Source organism: Kosakonia sp. MUSA4, from assembly GCF_013085925.1.
Lineage (GTDB): Bacteria > Pseudomonadota > Gammaproteobacteria > Enterobacterales > Enterobacteriaceae > Kosakonia > Kosakonia sacchari_B.
Window position 1 is genome coordinate 2596307 of record NZ_CP025697.1, and the last position, 15411, is coordinate 2611717.

A 15411-nucleotide genomic window follows, 5' to 3' on the forward strand; every position below is an offset into this window, starting at 1 on the left:
TGCAATCGCCCCTGCCCGCGTTTTGCCACACTCAGGGTTCGTTTTTCGCATCGGAAATGACTATGAACGCATTGCTGTACGGTCTGGTGGTGGTTATTTGGGGAACTACGTGGATTGCGATTTTTCTGCAACAAGGCCCGGTGCCCGCGCCGGTGTCGATTTTTTGGCGTTTTGCGCTGGCAACGGTGGCAATCATGCTGGTGCTGCTGGTTCGGCGCAAACTGCGTGGTTTACCCCTGCGCGATCACCTGTTTTGTCTGCTGCAAGGCAGTTGTGTCTTCGGCTTTAACTTCTGGTGTTTTTATACCGCCGCCGCGTGGATTAACACCGGGCTGGAATCGGTGATCTTTTCGATGGCGGTGCTGTTTAATGCCGTCAACAGCTACCTGTTCTTCGGGCAAAAACCGCCAGCACGCTTCTTTGTTGCTGCTGCGCTGGGGTTAACCGGTATTGTGACGCTGTTCTGGGAAGATCTGGTCACCAGCGGCTGGAGCAGCACGCTGCTGCTGGGCATTGGTCTGTCGGCGCTGGGGACGCTGGGCTTTTCGTTTGGCAATATGATAAGCCTGCGCCATCAGCGTAAAGGGCTGGAAACCCTGACCACCAATAGCTGGGCGATGCTGTACGGCACGCTGATTATGGGCGCAATTGGCCTGCTGCGCGGCGACGATTTTACGCCGCAGTGGACGACAAGCTATCTCGGCGCGCTGGTCTATCTGGCGCTGTTCGGTTCGGTGATCGGCTTTGGCGCGTATTTTACGCTGGTTGGCCGCATTGGTCCGAGCAAAGCGGCGTACAGCACCTTGCTGTTTCCGCTGGTTGCGCTGAGCATTTCAACCTTTTACGAGGGCTACGTCTGGCATCTGAATGCGATTGCCGGTTTACTGCTGATCCTCACCGGCAATCTGGTGATGTTTGCCCGCCCGGAAAACTGGCTGGGCGGACGCGGTTTGCGGCGTAAAGCTAACGTTTGCTGATATTGGCCCCGATTTGGAATCGGAAAATATCGACCGTTCATCCGCTTAAAAAATAACGGCGATGCCCCAGGGAGCTTAATGCGATCCCTGGGGTTATCTGCATTAGTTACCAGCGGCCATAGGGGTATTTTTTCCCTTTAATAAAATCCTCTGTATCTTTGTCATACCCATAAGAAAAATCGCTTTTCGTTATCCCCTTACAGATATCCAGTTTATCCCCGGACAGCGTATACAGAACTGACGGCGTGACGCGGTAATTCGACTCAGAACCGCTTCCCTGTAGCCAGACGGCTATTTTCCCTCCCGGTGCCAGCCCGAGCTGCACTCTGTCGTAATATGCCGTATCCCCTTTATAATCCTTATACTCGCTCGGCCTGAGCATTTTTTCGAGGACCGGTTTAGGGATCGTCAGATGGGTCTCATAGACCTTTTTATCGATCACTGAGTCCCAGCAAAAAATAATATGCCGGGGAGGACGGTTAACGTGATTCCAGTAACCACCAGCAGTTCGATCTTTGTCATTCCACTGCCGATAACGCCAGGCATGTCGGGGGTACTGTTGAGCGTATTAAAACGATAAATCGTCCCATCAGCATCCTGAACAACGGCAAACGTCACCAGAGCGGGCAGTGCTTTGGGGGTGAAAAAATCAAAAGTCCACTCTGTGGGCGCACCGTTTTTAACTGCTGAGGAACCGGTCCGGCCTGCACTGTGACAGGCAGTCAGAACCAGGAGTGAAAGCAGCCCTGCCGTGCGGATTATTTCCATATTTTATTTCCTTCCATATCGTAAACAGTCTGCTGCCAGCGTTCATCCGGGCGGTTAGTGAACGTCACCAGCTTCGCCGGTCTGACCGGTACTGTATATGACGACATGCAGAGGTAAAAAACTTATCTGGCTAAACAATAAAAAACTGGCTGAAAGGGGGTATCGCCCTTTGCAGCCAGTTGATGTCAGCTCACTTCAAAATTTTTATTAATTTACAATATGTTATCTTTATTTGGTTGAGCTTATATCAAACATCGTGGCGTCGGTCGCCATATCGTCAATCACCTGTTTCAGGGAGTCGACGGTGACCTGCGCCTTTTCATTGCTCACATCTTTGCCCTCGCCTTTGCGCACGACTTTCAACACTGTCGCATTGGTTTGGGCGTCAATCAGCTCGCCTTCAAAGTAGAGATACGTATTCATGGTGCGGTGGCCGGTTGCCATCTGCGTGCCCGCAACCACCATCGCCACCGGGATCACTTCATAGAACTGCAACCCCTGTTTGCTGGCGTCAACGCCGGTGATCGCGCCGCGGAAGATCAGGCTGTGCGCTCCCGGCGAAGTGACCAGCGGTTTGCGCGCTGCGGCAGCGGCTTTCAGTTTGCTGTTGGTGTAATTGAGTACGCCATCCAGCACCTGCTGATTCACCTGGTTGGTGGGTTTGGCTACCGGATAATAGGTTACCGGGTGATAAACAATGCTGTCATATTTTGCCGGGTCAAATCCCGGCGCCACCCAGCGCAGCACCGGTTTGCCGGTTGCTGAAGTGGTTTCCTGCAAGCCAGAATAATCTTTCAAAAAGCCGGAGTATTTTTCCGGCGCGGTCACTTTTGAGGCACAGCCAGATAACGCCAGCAGACCGGTCAATAAGGCAACGCTAACCAACGCATGATTACGCATAAGAAATTCCCTGTGAGTGCACGATCGCCATTAAGTTATAGCAAATGCATTCACAGTCCGGCGGGGCAAAAAACCGCGCGAGATCAAAAAATTGCCCGCTGAAGATAATCCATTGCTTGTGCTCAATTGACCCACTGTGCTGCCTGTGATTTTCTGTCTGGCGAGGGAACAACGACAGATAAAGAGCGATAAGGGAGGGAATCAGGTATGCGCGCCAGCACGGTTTTTAGAGGTGCGCACGCACTCGTGACCATCATTCTGCTCGTCGTCGTGGTCGGGTTCGTATGGATGCGCGGAGGCGATCGCAAAACTGGTGACGAATTCCTGTCGGCGAGGCAAGTCCAGCCTGGTTTGTGGCTCTACGCAACGCAAAACAGAACAGGCAATGCCACGGTGCCAACGGTTATCAGGTATGACCTGTCGGCCAGACAGCCTGATAACCCTAACGACGCGGTTAAGCTACTGCATGACCAGTGGCCATTCATGGAGGGAACCGGTGAAATCACGTCAATTACCTCAGAACACGATTACTTGCGCATTTCCTACCGTGGTCGCGTCTACTCTCTTGACCCCACCGCAACCTGGCAGGACGAAGGAAAGCCTGTAACGATGCGGCTGGCGTACGATATCCAGTAACCACCGGGCGGGATTGTTCCGCCCCTTATTCCGCTTCAGGATCAAAAATGTGGATTACGCATGGAGCGTATAGCCTGTAAATTGACCGATCCTTTCGCTGGATTTGGCACCTTTAGAGATGCGAAACGGAACATATTGTATGCCCAGGCTAAAAGCGCTAAAGGTTTTAAGACGATATTTGGACACTTCATTTATTGCCGCCTGTCTTAACCAGGCGGCAAACGCTTATTTTTTCAGATCCACCTGCCAGAAAATATGTTTGCCAAACGGATCGATTTCATAGCCCTGCACCTCTTTACGTACCGGTTCGAAAATCGTTGAGTGGGCAATCATCACCGCAGGCATCTGGTCATGCATCATCTGCTGTGCCTGTTTGTAAAGCGCCACGCGTTTCTCGTGATCGGTAGTGGCTTTCGCTTCGGCGATCAGGTTATCAAACGGTTTGTAGCACCATTTCGCCGAATTGGAGCCGCCATTGGCCGAGGTACAGGTAAACAGCGGGCCGAAGAAGTTATCCGGGTCGCCGGTGGCCGTCGTCCAGCCCATCAGCGCCGCCTGATGTTCGCCGCCCTTCACGCGTTTCAGGTATTCGCCCCACTCATAGGTGACGATTTTCGCCTGCACGCCCACTTTCGCCCAGTCCGCCTGAATCATCTCCGCCATACGTTTGGCGTTCGGGTTATAGGGACGCTGAACCGGCATCGCCCACAAATCAATGGTGGTGCCAGCCGGTAGCCCGACCTCTTTCAGCAGCGCTTTCGCTTTTTCCGGATCGTAATCGTAATCTTTCAGTTCGCTATCGGCGCTCCACACGCCCGGCGGCAGCAGGTTTTTCGCAGCGGTGCCAGTGCCCTGGAAGACCGCCTGAATGATGGCCGGTTTATTGATGGCCATCGCCAGCGCCTGGCGCACTTTGACATTATCCAGCGGCGCTTTTTGCGTGTTAAAGGCGAGGAAACCGGTGTTAAGCCCGGCTTTGCTTAACAGGGTGATATCTTTATTCTCTTTCAGACGCGGCAGATCCGCCGGATTGGGAAACGGCATCACCTGACACTCGTTTTTCTCCAGTTTTGCCAGGCGCACTGAGGCATCCGGAGTGATGCTGAACACCAGGCGGTCGATTTTCGCTTTGCCCTGCCAGTAGTTATCAAACGCGGTGAACAGAATGCGCGAATCTTTCTGATACTGCGCCAGACGGTACGGCCCGGTGCCGATCGGGTCCGTATCCACCCGCTCCGGGGTGCCGGCTTTCAGCATCGCATCAGCATATTCGGCGGAAAGAATCGAAGCAAAATACCAGCCCAGATCGGCAACAAACGGTGCTTCCGGGCGCGCTAGCGTAAAGCGTACGGTATGGTCATCGAGTTTATCGATGGCGGTGATCAGCGAACCGAATTCCAGGCTTTCAAAGTTGGAATAGGTGCCGTTAGAGACGTTGTGGTACGGGTTATTGGCATCTTTTTGCCGCATAAACGAGAAGATCACATCGTCGGCATTAAAATCGCGCGTCGGCGTGAAGTATTTATTGCTCTGGAACTTCACCCCTTTGCGCAGGTGGAAGGTATAAACCTTACCGTCCTCGCTCACGTCCCAGCTTTCGGCAAGGCTCGGCTGCAACTCGGTGGTGCCGACTTTAAAATCCACCAGCCGGTTGTAAACCGGTACGGCGCTGGCATCCACGCTGGTGCCGGAGGTGTAAAGTTGCGGGTTGAAGTTCTCTGGCGATCCCTCTGAACAATAGACCAGAGTCTTAGCGGCGACAGAAGAACTGACTACAAGCGAAGCCAATGCCAGAGCAAGTGTTGTCGGTTTGCTTATCATAGTTTTTCCTGTTGTTTTCTTTTAAATGCTTGTTGTTTGCCCTTTCATAAATAACATTAAAGTGAATTTGCAAACACCTGATAATTCAAATAAAGAAGGAATCACTATGCCGTCGTCTCTCGCCAGTCAATTAACTCATCGCTTCTTTCGTTACCTCACGATCACCAGCCAGAGCGATGCCACTGCGACAACACTGCCGACCACCGTCGGGCAGTTTGATATGGCACGCGAACTGGCGAATGAGCTGAAAACATTGGGGCTGGATGAGATTGTGATTGATGACCACGCGACCGTGACCGCCGTGAAAAAAGGCAATGTGCCGGGCGCACCGCGCATCGGTTTTATTACGCATATTGATACCGTTGATGTCGGTTTGTCGCCACATATTCATCCGCAGATCCTGCATTTTGAAGGTGAAGATCTCTGCCTGAATGCCCGCGAAAATATCTGGCTGCGCGTGGCGGAGCACCCGGAAATTCTGGCTTATCCCAATGAAGAGATTATTTTCAGCGACGGCACCAGCGTGCTTGGCGCAGATAACAAAGCGGCAGTAACCGTCGTCATGACCCTGCTGGAAAACCTCACCGCCGAACATCGCCACGGCGATATTGTGGTGGCTTTTGTGCCGGATGAAGAAGTCGGGCTGCGCGGGGCGAAAGCGCTGGATTTAACCCGTTTTGACGTTGATTTTGCCTGGACCATCGACTGCTGCGAGCTGGGCGAGATCGTCTATGAAAACTTTAACGCCGCCAGCGCGCAGATCCGTTTTACCGGGGTGACCGCGCACCCGATGTCGGCGAAAGGCGTACTGGTTAACCCGCTGCTGATGGCGATGGATTACATCAGCCACTTTGACCGCCAACAAACGCCGGAACACACCGCTGGCCGCGAAGGTTATGTCTGGTTTAACGGTATCAATGCGGTACAAGGGCACGCCGAGCTGAGCGCCAGCATTCGTGATTTCGACAGTGAAAGTTTTGCCCGCCGTAAACAGCAGATCGCCGACGTTGCCGCCAAAATCGCCGCACAATACCCCACCGCCAAAGTGGAATACAGCGTCAGCGATACCTACAGCAATATCAGTAACGCTATCGGCGAAGATCGCCGGGCGATCGATTTGATGTTTGAAGCGATGGAATCGCTGGGCATTACGCCGAAACCGACACCAATGCGCGGCGGCACCGATGGCGCAGCGCTGTCGGCCAAAGGTTTGCTGACGCCGAACTTCTTTACCGGTGCGCACAACTTCCACTCGCGCTTCGAATTTCTGCCGCTGAAAGCGTTTGAAGCCTCGTACAACGTCGCATTGCAGCTCTGCCTGCTGGCAGCGCGTTAACGCACCAGCAGCTCAGTGATGGTGTCCGAACTGAGCTGCACCAGCCCTTTCACACCGTAGTGCTGGCCAACTTTGGCATGGCGAATACGGATCTCACGAATATGCTGGTTGGGGTTCTCATCCAGCATGTTTTGCGCCAGCGGCAGCACGTCGTCGCCGTAATCCTCGAACAGCTCGCCGGTGGCGATCACCTGGCGAATATTATGGATCGGCGCGGTGCAGCAAATGGCAAAACAGAGGGCTTTGGCGGTACTCAGCACGGTGGCGGCTTTATCGTTTTCCCGCACGTTAAAAGCCGGTTCCAGCCCGCCTTCATAGGGTAAATGGACAATTTCCGGGTAGAAGCCGTTTTCACCAAGCCCCAGAACGCCGTTGGTGCAGTAACCATAACCGAGGCTACCAAAACCGGGCATAAACGCGACATATGACTGCCCCGGCGCGCGTTTCGCCAGCAGATAGTTAGTGCAGTGGGCGATATTGTAAATGCGGGTGGTAATGCCGAGCTGCGTCTCCAGCATCGCCATCAGATTGATATTGTTATCTGCGAACAGCGGGCAGTAACGCACCACACCGGTGAAATGCTCAATGCCACCCTGCAATGCCACGCTCACCACTTTCAGCGCCGTCCGCGGAATTTGTGCAACCTTGCACAACGCCCGGACGCCCTGCGCCAGAAAACCCACCAACTCATCCGGCGTCATCAGATCCGGCAGGGTGAAATCGTACACCGCGCAGTGTTCAAGCTGGGTGTTGTAGTCGTTGAGCGTGCCCTGAAAACTGCCTTTGCGCAGCATAATATTGACGCTGAACGCGCGGCCGGGTTTTACCGCCAGAAGCTGTTGCGGGCGGCCAAACGTTGCATCTTTGATTTCCCGCTCTTCAATCCACTGCGCTTCCAGCAACGGAGCAGTCAGTTTGGTGATGTACGCTTTGGTTACGCCAAGCCGCCGGGTCATCTCCGCCCGTGATTCGCTTTCGCTGTGCAGTATATTGAGGATCTGCTGTTTGTAATCCACGCCGTTTCGCCTCCGTGCCGGGTAGCCACACGCCACCCGGCTAATTAAGGCGTTATTTTACGGAAACAATGATACGGCGGTAAGAGGTCAGCGACGGTTTCCCGTTATCGGTCACCGCGAGGATCAGGTGTTCAGTCCCTGCCCGCTGCGCTTTCACTGCCACGCGTGGCTTGTTACCGTCCGCCAGTGTCAGCACCGCCGGCGCGTTGAGATTATCTTCGCCGCGACGCCCCTGCACATCACTCACCGCCACCGGCTGCGCGCTGGCCGAGCCTGCTTCCGGGTAGAGGAACCAGCGGTAGCTGAGTTTGTCGCCATCCGGATCTTTGCTGCCAGCGGCATCGAGCGTCAGCACATCGCCGGGTTTCGCCGTCAGGAAAATGGCCTGCTGGCCGTCCTCACCGTTCACCACCACCTGCGGATTATGGTTAGCGGCGGCGAAATCTTTGATGCTCCACGCCATACGCGCGGCGAAATCGTGCTGGAAGGCTTCGCGCCAGCGCCAGACCGTGGCCTGGTTTGAGGTGTACTGTTTACCGTCCACGCCGGTTACCGTATCCGCCGCATTCGGGTTGCCAGGGTAGAAATCTCCGCCGTTGCTCCAGATCGGATGCGGTTCATGCTGCGGCTGACGCACGATGTAGCGCCCGCCCCAGCCGCCCCAGCCGGGGTTGCGCTCGCTGTTCAGGCCATTGCGAATAAGCCCCAGATACGAAGGTGTATCGCCTTCCATAATGAACAGATATTGCAGGTAGCCTTTGCCCATCGGCCCCTGGTTACGGATGTTCTGATCCAGCCAGTGCTGGGAGACGGTAGTAAAATCCGCGCCCGGCGCGTTGCGGTAATATTTGTCACCGCTGATGCCGGTCCAGGTGGCGCGGGCGTAATCTTCGCCGTTCTGGCTGGAGGGATCGACAATGTAGGTGATTTCCGGGTAGTGTTCGCGCACCCAGAAACCGGCATCATCCTGATCGGAAATGGAATAGACCACCAGGTTACGCGTCAGCGCCTGCACTTTGTCAGCCGGTTGCTTTTTGGACAAATCTTTCAGTGCCTGCGCCAGCGTATTCGCGCCGCCCCACAACGTGATATAGAGCGGACGATTGGCGTCGGTGCTTTTCTCAATGGCCTGCACCAGCAGATCGGAACCCGCCGTGTTTTTCCCCTCACCGGTTGCCGCCATGCCATACGCTGCCAGCCCCGGCGCGACCACCTGCTCAAGCTGTTTAGCGGTCGGGAATCCGGCGGCATGTTTCAGCAAATTCGGCTGCACTTCGCCGTAATGGCCAAGCACCAGATCGATCATGTCGGTATGCACTTTTTCCCGCTGCCAGGTGGATGTGGTGGCCACCAGGCCTTCTACGTTCATCTCGTTGGAATAGAGTAAGAAACGCGTCAGCGACATCTGATCGTCCGGCTCGTTGCCAATATCCGTCAGCACAAAGACACGCGGTTTTTGCTGGTACGGCAGCACTTTTCCGGCCATCTGCGCGATGCTGGTTTCCGCCTGCGCCGGGAGCGCCATCGCGCCAGCCAGCGCCAGTAAAAGACTTTTTGTTATGTTGTTTAACACCTTAACTTCTCCTGTTTATGCCATCGCGAAAGTGTCACCAACATAGTTAACCAAGGAAACAAAGTAAAAAAAGAACGGCGATTTTGTGACGCAGATAAAAAATCGGATGACGCGGGCAGAGATTGCCCGCGAGCAGGACGGGATCAGGCAGGTTTGCGCGCCAGCATGGTGGCGAAACGCAGTTTAATGCGGTTGCCGTTGGCGTCGGTGCGGTGCAGTTCACCGACCTCTTCGTTGTATTTCAGCAGCTCCCAACCGGCGTAGTATTCGCGCAGTTCACCCTCTTTAAAGGCAAACGGGAAACCGACCGTGCACGGGAAATCCGCCGTATCCATCGCCGCCACAATCAGGTTATAACCGCCGGCTTTGGTGCAGCGCTGCATATTATTGATAAGCCCGGGAATGGTTTGCGCTTCGAGGAACATCAGCACCACGGTCGAGAGGATAAAATCGTATTCACCGTCGAATTGCAGGGTGTTTAAATCCGCCGCATCAATGTGCAGATTTTCCAGCCCTTCGGCATCGCGAATCGCTTTCAGGTTATTAAGGCTGTTCGGGTTTTTATCCCAGGCTGTCACCTCAAAACCCTGGCTTGCCAGCCACAGGCTGTTGCGGCCATTGCCACAGCCGAGATCCAGCGCCTTCCCCGGCTGGATGTATTTCAGGGCGTTCAGCACTTCGGAGTGCGTCGCGGTGAGTTCATATTTTTCCGTAAAGTAGTTTTCAGGGCGGGTCGTCATGATCAGTCAGTACCTTTAATGTGCATTTGGCATGCATTTTATGAATTTCATCCGCCGATAGCCAGCAGCAGAAAATTTGCTACGTTTAACTCAGGCTGACGGGAGATACGTAGCATGAATAAATATCGTCTCAGTGATGAGTCGCGCACATTTAGTTATCAGATTGGCGGCGAGAAAAAAACGGTCGCGCTGCGCCAGATTATTGCGCTGTGTGATTTTAATGACGTCACCGCGGGCAGTTATGGCGGCTGGGTCGATAAGGAAAATGTCGTCGATCAGCAAGGAAACTGCTGGATTTATGATGAAAACAGCATGGTTTTTCTCGGTAGCCGCATCAGTGGCAACGCGCGGATAACGCAGCCCTGCGTGATCTGCCATGAGGTGGTGATCAAAGATAACGCCTGGGTAGACGGCTGTGAAATCAGCCACGGCGCCGAATTAAGTGACAGCGTCACCGTACAGTTTTCGACCGTGCGCGGCGAGTGCCGTTTGCGCGGCAATGCGCGCATTCTGCACGGTTGCAATATTTTTGCCGCCAAAGGGTTAACGCCGGAACGCGAGCAGATCCTGCAAATTTACGACCGGGCCACCGTTAGCCACTCGCGCGTGGTGCATCAAGCACAAATCTATGGCGACGCTATCGTGAATTACGCCTTTATTGAACATCGGGCGGAAATTTTCGATTTTGCCCTGCTTGAAGGGAATGAACTGAACGACGTCTGGGTGTGTGACTGCGCCAAAGTTTACGGTAATGCAAAAGTGATCGCGGGCGCCGGAGACGATGAGATCCCGACGTTACGCTACAGCTCGCAGGTGGCGGAAAACGCCGTGGTAGAAGGCAATTGCGTGCTCAAACACCATGTGCTGGTTGGCGGCAATGCGCGGTTGAGCGGTGGTCCATTGCAACTCGATGAAAAGATTGTGGTTCAGGGCAACGCGCGCATTCACGGAAATGTGCTGATCGAGCATCAGGTGACGCTGAGCGACGATGCGGTTGTCGAAGCGCTGGAGGGCGAAAATATTCTGCTGCGCGGCCCGAAAGTCATCAATAGCGATCAGCGTATTACTCGCACGCCGCTGGCTGGCGCGATATAAATATTCCCCCGCCATTATTCCCGCTGGAAAGATAATTTCCCGGCGGGAAAAGAATTATCCATGAAGTGTAATGAAAATTCCCCCACGAAATAAAAATTGATCTACATCTAATGAACCCGCCGTTTATTTTGCTGAAATTCGTCGCGGAAAAACGATGACATTTCGCATTGCCTTTACTTATTTTTATTTTTAAAACCGTTGGCATTTCAAAATCATGGAGTGATTCTAATGAATCTTTTTAAGGGAAAGTTTGCTTTATCGCTTATTGCTACTGGAATTATTGTTTCCTGTAATGCATTTGCTTATCCGCAATATGACATCAGTAAAGCTTATATGGGCGGTGAAAAAGTTACCGATAATAAAATAGATTATGAAGCACAATGGTATGCCAACCCGGGCGAGAAACCGAGCCCGTCCGTGCAGAATACCTGGGAAAACGTCTGGAAAAAAATTGGCGAATCCACTGGCACCGATCCAGAGCCGGAACCTGAGCCGGATCCAGAACCGCAGCCGGATCCGACGCCGTCTGAGTACCCTCCTTTCCAGGCCGGTCACGCGTATAAGCAGGGCGATATCGTCAGCAACGCAGGTAAAGATTATGTCTGTAATGTCGCTAACTGGTGCAGCAGCAGCTCTGAGGTTTACATGCCGGGTACAGGCTGGGCGTGGGAAAGCGCCTGGTCTCTGCTGAACGGTACGCCGGAAGCGGGTTTAGAAGTCTCGCAGGCCGATCTGGACGCGAAGGAAGCGGAACTGACCGATTTCCCGCAACTGGTCGCGGTAAAAGATGCGCTGAAGACGCTGGACAACGCGCTGGTTGAAAAAATTCAGCCAGGTGCGGCCACAAACCCGGCGAACGTAAAACGCGTAGAGCAGTTGATCACCGCTGAAAAATGGGAAGTGTTCTTCCCGCATCGCGATCCGGCTTATACCTACGATAACTTCCTGAAAGCGGTAGGTAAATTCCCTGTGCTCTGCGGCGATCAAACCGATGGCAAAGATGCAGATGCCATCTGTAAAAAAACGCTGGCCACCATGTTCGCCCACTTCGTACAGGAAACCGGTGAACACGCGGCGCAAAGCAACGTGGCGCAGTGGCAGCAGGGTCTGCACTGGGTTCGTGAGATGGGCATGTCCGAAGGCTCTTATGATCAGTACACCGGCGCAACCTGCGATCCGACAACCTGGCAGGGAAAAGCCTGGCCTTGCGCGGAAGACGCAAACGGCAACAAGCTGAGCTACTTTGGCCGCGGCGCCAAGCAGTTGAGCTACAACTTCAACTATGGTCAGTTCTCCCAGGCGATGTATGGCGACGTCAATGTTCTGCTGAAACAGCCGCAACTGGTCGCTGATACCTGGCTGAACCTGGCAAGCGCCATCTTCTTCTACGTCCAGCCGCAGCCGCCAAAACCGAGCATGCAGGCGGTTATCGATGGTAGCTGGCAGCCGAACGATGCCGATAAAGCCAACGGTCTGGTACCGGGTTTCGGCGTGACGACGCAGATCATCAACGGCGGCGTTGAGTGCGGCGGCAGCACCGAGATTGCACAGTCGTTAAACCGCATCAGCTACTACCAGGAATTCGCCAAACAACTGGGCGTACCGGTACCGGCAAATGAAGTACTGGGCTGTAAAGGTATGAAGCAGTTCACTGAAACCGGCTCTGCGGCGCTGAATCTGTTCTGGGTGAAAGATGACAGCTATGTCGCCAGCAACCCGGGCGGTAAATCCTACGCCTGTAAACTGGTTAACTGGCAGGAAAATGACTTCAGCGCGTTGGTCAAAGGCGACTACACCCGCTGTGTTAAAGCCAGCTTCCCGGATATCGTGATCAAGTAATCCTCTCTGTGCCAGGCGGTGAATCTGCCTGGCACGCTCCTCTTGCCCGCTGCAAAAGTGCTGTTTATACTCAGCGGGCATTTCTTCCAGTGCCGTAGGCGTTACCGTCATCCAACGCGCCCGGGTTCCCAGGGTCTCAGCAGAGAAAACAGGGGCCACTATGGCGCGGCACTCGACAACTTTTCCCCTTAGCCCGTTGTGGCTGTCGTCGCCTTTCCGTTATTAATGGCTGGAGAGGATATTCTGTGAAAATTAACGGCAATACCATGCTGATCACCGGCGGCACTCGCGGCATTGGCCGTGCGCTGGCGCAAGCGTTCCATCAACGGGGCAATCAGGTGATTATCACCGGGCGTCGCCAGACGCTGATTGATGAGATGCTGCTTGAGAACCCCGGCATGGCCGGGTTTTGCCTGGATGTTGGCAATGACGCTCAGCTTGCCGCCCTGACGCAGTATGTCAGGGCGCACTTCCCCGGGCTGAATGTGCTGATCGCCAATGCCGGGATCTCGCAGACGGAGGATTTCACGCACGATAGCTGGAGCGCGGATGTGGCGCAGCAGATCGTCGATACCAACATTATGGGCGTGATCCGTACAACGGCGGCGCTGCTCCCCATAATCAAACAGCAGCCACAGGCAACATTGATGGCAACCAGTTCTGCACTGGCTTTCGTACCGCGCGCTGATTTCCCGACCTACTGCGCCAGTAAGGCCTTTTTGCACACCTGGCTGCTCTGCCTGCGCCATCAGCTTAAGCCCATTCCGCTGGAGGTTCTTGAACTCTCCCCGCCCTATGTGCAGACGACGTTAACCGGTCGCGAGCAGGCCACCGATCCGCGCGCCATGCCGCTGGCAGACTATATCAATGAAGTGATGCAGCTTCTTGAGCAGCAGGCGCATCCGGACGGCGAGATCCTGCTTGAGCGCGATAAACCCCGGCGCCGGGCGGAAAGAGAGGGAACTTTTGCGCAAATTTTTCAGGCCATGAACCCCGACGCTTAACCCCTTTTCGGCAATTTTTCGCTGACTAAACTTTTTTTTCACCAGGCGGGAATAAACCTCCCGCCTGTTCGTCTTATCTGCTCATTGTTAGCAGGATGAGCGAAAAATGACCCAGACTCCCTTTACTCCACGCCAGTTAATCACGCGCCTTGCCGTCATTGCACTGGTTCCACTGCTGTTGATCGTACTGTTTTTATGGGGCGGCGGCTGGTTGTCGCCGCAGCGGCTAACCTCCGACAAGCTGGTCGGCGTATTGCAACAAGCCGGTGGCGAGCATCCGGGGTTTCGCCGCAATCATGCCAAAGGCATTTGTGTGATCGGGCGTTTTATCTCTAACGGCAATGCCAGCGCACTTTCACGGGCGTCGGTATTTGCGCCGGGAGAAACACCGGTAACCGGACGTTTTGCCATTGCTGGCGGGAATCCCTCCGCACCGGATTACGCCGTGCCGGTTCGTAGCCTGGCGCTGGCCTTTCAACTGGCAAACGGTGAACAGTGGCGCAGCGGAATGAACGCCATGCCATTTTTCCCGGTTTCGACGGTAGAACAGTTTTATGAGCTACAAGTCGCTTCGCTACCGGACCCGGCAACCGGTAAACCGAATCCGGAAAAGTTCAAAGCGTTTGTGCAGAAAAACCCCGAGATTATGCCGTTTCTGGCGTGGGCAAAGCAGAACGTCCCCTCCTCAAGCTGGGCGAGCGATCGCTTTAACAGCCTGAATGCTTTCCGCTTTATCGACAACTCTGGCGCGTCGCATCTGGTGCGCTGGAGCGTGGTGCCGCACACCGCTTATCAGCCGATCGGCGCCGCGCAGAAAAACGATAACGATTTTCTGCAAAAGGATATCCAGCAGCGCCTGGCACAAGGGCCATTGCAGTGGGATCTGCTGATCACCGTGGCCGGGAAAGGCGATGACGGCAGCCGCGCATCGCAAGTCTGGCCCGCCGATCGCCAGACCATCAATGCCGGAACACTGGAGCTGAGCCAGGCCATTGCCCAGCAACAAGGTCCGTGCAATGACATCAATTATGATCCGCTGATCCTGCCTGATGGCATCGCCGCCTCTGACGATCCGTTACTGAATGCGCGTTCGGCGGCCTACGCCAAATCGTACAACGCGCGCACCCGCGAACAAGCCGCACAGACAGGAGCCCACTGATGAAACAGGTTGCTTATTTCCACCCGGCGCTGCGCGTCCTGCACTGGCTGATGGCGGCGGCGATCATCGCCATGCTGTTTATTGGCGTGCTGATGGTCTCCACCATCTCGTCGCTGCACAGTTTGCTGGTGTCGATTCATAAACCGCTGGGTATGATGATTCTCGTGCTGGTGATCGTGCGTTTGTGGCTGCGGTTTTATACTGCCACACCAGCGTTACCGGCTTCGCTGCCTGCCTGGCAGCGCGCAATGGCGCACCTCTCGCACTGGGCGCTCTATGGGATGATGCTGGCGCAACCGCTGATCGGCTGGGCAATGCTGTCGGCGGCAGGCTACCCTGTATCATTAGGTTCAGGCTTCGTTTTACCGCCCATTCTGCCGGTAAATAATGACTGGTACGCGATCCTGCGTCCGCTGCATTCTGTGGTGGCGCTGGCGCTATTTATTACGGTGATGCTGCATCTGGCCGCCGCCTTATTACACGCGTTGATACTGCGTGACGGGGTATTTGAAAGTATGTCCGGAACCCGCAAGCGATAAAGGCTATC

The 15411-nt window shown here is 54.6% G+C and carries 13 protein-coding genes and 1 pseudogene; 8 read left to right on the forward strand and 6 right to left on the reverse strand.

Going from position 1 to position 15411, the window contains the following annotated elements; translation table 11 throughout:
* Positions 1–62: 62 nt before the first annotated feature.
* Entirely contained in the window at positions 63–977 is a 915-nt protein-coding gene (locus tag C0557_RS12310) for a DMT family transporter (protein WP_208658650.1), read from the forward strand.
* Between the two features lie 106 nt (positions 978–1083).
* Here C0557_RS12310 and C0557_RS27660 read toward each other — a convergent pair.
* Positions 1084–1745, reverse strand: a pseudogene (locus C0557_RS27660) (DUF2931 family protein).
* Between the two features lie 228 nt (positions 1746–1973).
* The gene (locus C0557_RS12320; RefSeq protein WP_208658651.1) at positions 1974–2645 is read right to left on the reverse strand and encodes a DUF3313 domain-containing protein; all 672 of its coding nucleotides are present in this window, start codon (positions 2643–2645) and stop codon (positions 1974–1976) included.
* Positions 2646–2852: 207 nt separating this feature from the next.
* On the opposite strand from C0557_RS12320, the gene C0557_RS12325 reads away from it, so the two are divergent.
* Positions 2853–3281, forward strand: a complete 429-nt coding sequence (locus C0557_RS12325; protein WP_208658652.1) for a hypothetical protein — start codon at positions 2853–2855, stop codon at positions 3279–3281.
* A gap of 225 nt (positions 3282–3506) precedes the next feature.
* On the opposite strand, the gene C0557_RS12330 is transcribed toward C0557_RS12325, so the two are convergent.
* Positions 3507–5102, reverse strand: coding sequence for an ABC transporter substrate-binding protein (locus tag C0557_RS12330; RefSeq protein ID WP_208658653.1), 1596 nt, complete (start codon positions 5100–5102; stop codon positions 3507–3509).
* 106 nt (positions 5103–5208) lie between these two features.
* On the opposite strand from C0557_RS12330, the gene pepT reads away from it, so the two are divergent.
* Positions 5209–6438, forward strand: coding sequence for a peptidase T (gene pepT / locus C0557_RS12335; RefSeq protein WP_208658654.1), 1230 nt, complete (start codon positions 5209–5211; stop codon positions 6436–6438).
* On the opposite strand, the gene C0557_RS12340 is transcribed toward pepT, so the two are convergent.
* The 3 genes from C0557_RS12340 to tehB all read right to left on the reverse strand — a co-directional run bounded on the left by C0557_RS12340 (position 6435) and on the right by tehB (position 9767).
* On the reverse strand, positions 6435–7454 hold the full coding sequence (locus C0557_RS12340) for a NagC family transcriptional regulator (protein WP_208658655.1): 1020 nt from the start codon (positions 7452–7454) through the stop codon (positions 6435–6437). The two genes, pepT and C0557_RS12340, sit on opposite strands and share 4 nt — an antisense overlap.
* A gap of 52 nt (positions 7455–7506) precedes the next feature.
* Positions 7507–9027 (reverse strand): nucleoside hydrolase-like domain-containing protein, encoded by a 1521-nt coding sequence (locus C0557_RS12345; protein WP_253073813.1) that lies wholly within the window; start codon positions 9025–9027, stop codon positions 7507–7509.
* Between the two features lie 143 nt (positions 9028–9170).
* Entirely contained in the window at positions 9171–9767 is a 597-nt protein-coding gene (gene tehB, locus C0557_RS12350; RefSeq protein WP_208658656.1) for a tellurite resistance methyltransferase TehB, read from the reverse strand.
* A 114-nt stretch (positions 9768–9881) separates the two neighbouring features.
* Here tehB and ydcK point away from each other — a divergent pair, with 114 nt between their 5' ends.
* The 5 genes from ydcK (at position 9882) to C0557_RS12375 (ending at position 15403) form a co-directional block, all read left to right on the forward strand.
* Positions 9882–10862, forward strand: a complete 981-nt coding sequence (ydcK, locus tag C0557_RS12355) for a YdcK family protein (RefSeq protein ID WP_208658657.1) — start codon at positions 9882–9884, stop codon at positions 10860–10862.
* A 228-nt stretch (positions 10863–11090) separates the two neighbouring features.
* On the forward strand, positions 11091–12701 hold the full coding sequence (locus C0557_RS12360; protein ID WP_208658658.1) for a glycoside hydrolase family 19 protein: 1611 nt from the start codon (positions 11091–11093) through the stop codon (positions 12699–12701).
* A gap of 245 nt (positions 12702–12946) precedes the next feature.
* Complete coding sequence (locus C0557_RS12365) at positions 12947–13705, forward strand: SDR family oxidoreductase (RefSeq protein WP_208658659.1); 759 nt, start codon at positions 12947–12949, stop codon at positions 13703–13705.
* Between the two features lie 106 nt (positions 13706–13811).
* Positions 13812–14864, forward strand: a complete 1053-nt coding sequence (locus C0557_RS12370) for a catalase family peroxidase (protein ID WP_208658660.1) — start codon at positions 13812–13814, stop codon at positions 14862–14864.
* A complete protein-coding gene (locus C0557_RS12375; RefSeq protein WP_208658661.1) occupies positions 14864–15403 on the forward strand; it encodes a cytochrome b in 540 nt (179 codons plus the stop codon). The genes C0557_RS12370 and C0557_RS12375 overlap by 1 nt, the downstream gene beginning before the upstream one ends.
* Positions 15404–15411 lie beyond the last annotated feature (8 nt).

Coding starts and splice junctions, on each gene's coding strand:
- C0557_RS12360 (WP_208658658.1), top strand. CDS start 11,091: ATGAATCTTTTTAAGGGAAAGTTTGCTTTATCGCTTATTGCTACTGGA.
- tehB (WP_208658656.1), bottom strand. CDS start 9,767: ATGACGACCCGCCCTGAAAACTACTTTACGGAAAAATATGAACTCACC.
- ydcK (WP_208658657.1), top strand. CDS start 9,882: ATGAATAAATATCGTCTCAGTGATGAGTCGCGCACATTTAGTTATCAG.
- C0557_RS12330 (WP_208658653.1), bottom strand. CDS start 5,102: ATGATAAGCAAACCGACAACACTTGCTCTGGCATTGGCTTCGCTTGTA.
- C0557_RS12375 (WP_208658661.1), top strand. CDS start 14,864: ATGAAACAGGTTGCTTATTTCCACCCGGCGCTGCGCGTCCTGCACTGG.
- pepT (WP_208658654.1), top strand. CDS start 5,209: ATGCCGTCGTCTCTCGCCAGTCAATTAACTCATCGCTTCTTTCGTTAC.
- C0557_RS12310 (WP_208658650.1), top strand. CDS start 63: ATGAACGCATTGCTGTACGGTCTGGTGGTGGTTATTTGGGGAACTACG.
- C0557_RS12325 (WP_208658652.1), top strand. CDS start 2,853: ATGCGCGCCAGCACGGTTTTTAGAGGTGCGCACGCACTCGTGACCATC.
- C0557_RS12370 (WP_208658660.1), top strand. CDS start 13,812: ATGACCCAGACTCCCTTTACTCCACGCCAGTTAATCACGCGCCTTGCC.
- C0557_RS12320 (WP_208658651.1), bottom strand. CDS start 2,645: ATGCGTAATCATGCGTTGGTTAGCGTTGCCTTATTGACCGGTCTGCTG.